5 protein-coding genes are annotated in these 2,117 nt (G+C 54.9%); all 5 read right to left on the reverse strand.

Going from position 1 to position 2,117, the window contains the following annotated elements; all coding sequences use genetic code 11:
• Positions 1–691, reverse strand: a 691-nt coding sequence (locus JX325_RS15705) for a recombinase family protein (protein ID WP_243414135.1), incomplete at its 3' end; no start/stop codon positions are given.
• Positions 688–822 carry a hypothetical protein gene (locus JX325_RS18510; RefSeq protein ID WP_279380548.1) on the reverse strand — a complete coding sequence of 45 codons (135 nt, stop codon included), beginning with the start codon at positions 820–822 and terminating at the stop codon, positions 688–690. The genes JX325_RS15705 and JX325_RS18510, both read right to left, overlap by 4 nt.
• Before the next feature lie 92 nt (positions 823–914).
• A complete protein-coding gene (locus JX325_RS15710) occupies positions 915–1,088 on the reverse strand; it encodes a hypothetical protein (protein WP_204791993.1) in 174 nt (57 codons plus the stop codon).
• A gap of 412 nt (positions 1,089–1,500) precedes the next feature.
• Positions 1,501–1,737, reverse strand: coding sequence for a helix-turn-helix domain-containing protein (locus JX325_RS15715; RefSeq protein ID WP_204791994.1), 237 nt, complete (start codon positions 1,735–1,737; stop codon positions 1,501–1,503).
• Positions 1,738–1,743: 6 nt separating this feature from the next.
• On the reverse strand, positions 1,744–2,117 hold a 374-nt coding region (locus JX325_RS15720; protein ID WP_204791995.1), incomplete at its 5' end, for a sigma-70 family RNA polymerase sigma factor.

Genomic DNA, 2,117 nt, shown 5'->3' on the forward strand with positions numbered 1-2,117 from the left:
GTTTTACAATGTGCGCCGTTTCCGGGTCGGGCAATAGATGATTGCGGTCGTTTGGGTCGGCTATGTAACCGTAAGGCACTTCGCCGTTGACGCGCTCGCCTTTCTGTGCCTTTGCCTGTTTGACAGCCCGGATTTTCTTTGAGGTGTCGCGGGCGTAAAACTCGTTGAACCAGTTCCGCAGAGGGGTAAACTCGTTATCTTCCCTTGCTGTGTCTACACCGTCGTTAATGGCAATGTAGCGTACTTCGTATTCGGGAAAGATAATCTCTATCAGCTCCCCGGTTTTCAGATAATTACGTCCCAGACGGGAGAGGTCTTTTGTTATGACGGTCGCCACGTTCCCGGCTTCAACTTCGTGCAGCATGGCTTGAAGCCCCTCACGCTCAAAGCTCACGCCGAAAAATCCGTCGTCTACGAAAAAGCGCGTGTTGAAAAAGTGGTGTTCGTCAGCATACTTCTGTAAAATCAGCTTTTGGTTGATGATGCTGTTGCTCTCTCCGTCCAGCTTATCTTCCTGCGACAGCCGTTCATAGCAGGCGGTCAAGCCCTCGGCGTCGTCCTCCGGCTGGCTGTTCTGAACATAGAACTGCAAGACCGTGTTCTGGATGGCCTCGCGGGTTTCCGCCCGCAGCGGGGCGGTGTTGGTGATGCGCTGGAACGTGCCAACGGGGGTAATGTTCGGCTTCATCATTTCAGCGCACCCCCTTTCTGAAAAAGAGGAATTTGATGCGTTTGATTGTCAAGGTGCAAGGTTGTATCATTGTCGTTCGTCCGTGCCGCACGGTAGTACAGTGCGAACACCATATCCGGCTGTTTATTCATTTTGGCCTCCTATTCCGCAGCCGGAAAACGGGGCCTTGATACAGTATCATTATACCATACCCGGCCCCGTTAGTCAGCTCAAAAATTCATAATCAGGGCTGGGATTTTTTCTTCTCCAAATCGCCCTGAATTAAACGGTTGATCTTGGTTATTGCGCTCTCGCTGGCCCTGCCGCTGACAGAAGCCTTGACGATATAGCGAACGCCCCCGATCTCGTACTGACGTACAACGGGGGCGCTGATTTTTTGCGTTAATACCGTACTCATACGGTACAATCCCCCTTTCACGAAACAAAAGGTTCATGCTAAAAAGGGGCATAAATCGGACGGCTGGCGGCGACCAGCACCACGGGACTTTCACCCCTGCGTGGTTCTCACGCGGCCCTACCCATTGCCTGCGACGCTTTGCACGCTCGGACTGTGGCTGTAAGGGAGTATCGTTAGCGTATGCACCGCTGATTATAAGCTGCCGACTTTCGGTGTAGGCGGTTCTCGCTCTCCCGCAGGATGCGGGGTCATGGCGTACCCACCGATGCGGCGCATACAGAATGTGTCCGTTGCCCTATGCTGCGCCGCCGTTATCTTGCGGGCTTTCTTTGTCAAGGTGCAGCGCCGGGCCGGAGGCAAGGGAACATGGAAAGGGTAAGGTGTTCCGCCTACCCTGCCGGGCCGGTTGTCGTCAGCCTAAACCGACGATAGCCTGAATGAGCTTGTTTTCCAGGTGGTGCTTCATCCACTCGTCCAGGCAGACATAGGGATAGCCGTACTCGTCATAGAGCGTCCGGGTACAGAGCTTGTTTATGTAGCCCTCGTAGTATCGCAAGACACGTTCCACGGCCTCGGCATCCCCGGCGCGGGCGGCTTCGATCACCGGCATGGGGAGAAGCGCCCGGCCCTTGTAGCTGGGGTTCATCATCCGCGCTCAACCTCCCTTTGGCATCAACGCCGTCAATTTGTTCCGCAATTCGTCCAGCGTTTTCTTCCTGTGCCGCTGGACGGCGCTGCGGGACATACCCACAAGGCTGCCGATCTCGGCGTCGCCCAAATCCAGCACGAAGCGCAAAATCAAAATGCTTTGCATTTGTGCGGACAGGCTGGCAAAGGCATCGGCCACAAGCTCGTTGTTGATATGCAGGTCATACCCATGCGATGAAAAAGTGAAACTGTCGCTGGGGTAGTGATCTACCGTATAGAGCTTGTCCATATCTGCCTGCGACAAGGCGCTGATCGACACTTGCCGGTCACGCTGGCGTTTTAAGCCGCGCCGGTAGTTATGGGCCTCGTTCCGCAGTACCG

Origin of the sequence: Oscillibacter sp. CU971 (assembly GCF_905219725.1) — a bacterium.
Lineage (GTDB): Bacteria > Bacillota > Clostridia > Oscillospirales > Oscillospiraceae > Oscillibacter.

Bases quoted from the DNA above. Each gene is read 5' to 3' on its own strand.
- JX325_RS18510 (WP_279380548.1), bottom strand. From the start codon at position 822: ATGAATAAACAGCCGGATATGGTGTTCGCACTGTACTACCGTGCGGCA.
- JX325_RS15715 (WP_204791994.1), bottom strand. From the start codon at position 1,737: ATGATGAACCCCAGCTACAAGGGCCGGGCGCTTCTCCCCATGCCGGTG.
- JX325_RS15710 (WP_204791993.1), bottom strand. From the start codon at position 1,088: ATGAGTACGGTATTAACGCAAAAAATCAGCGCCCCCGTTGTACGTCAG.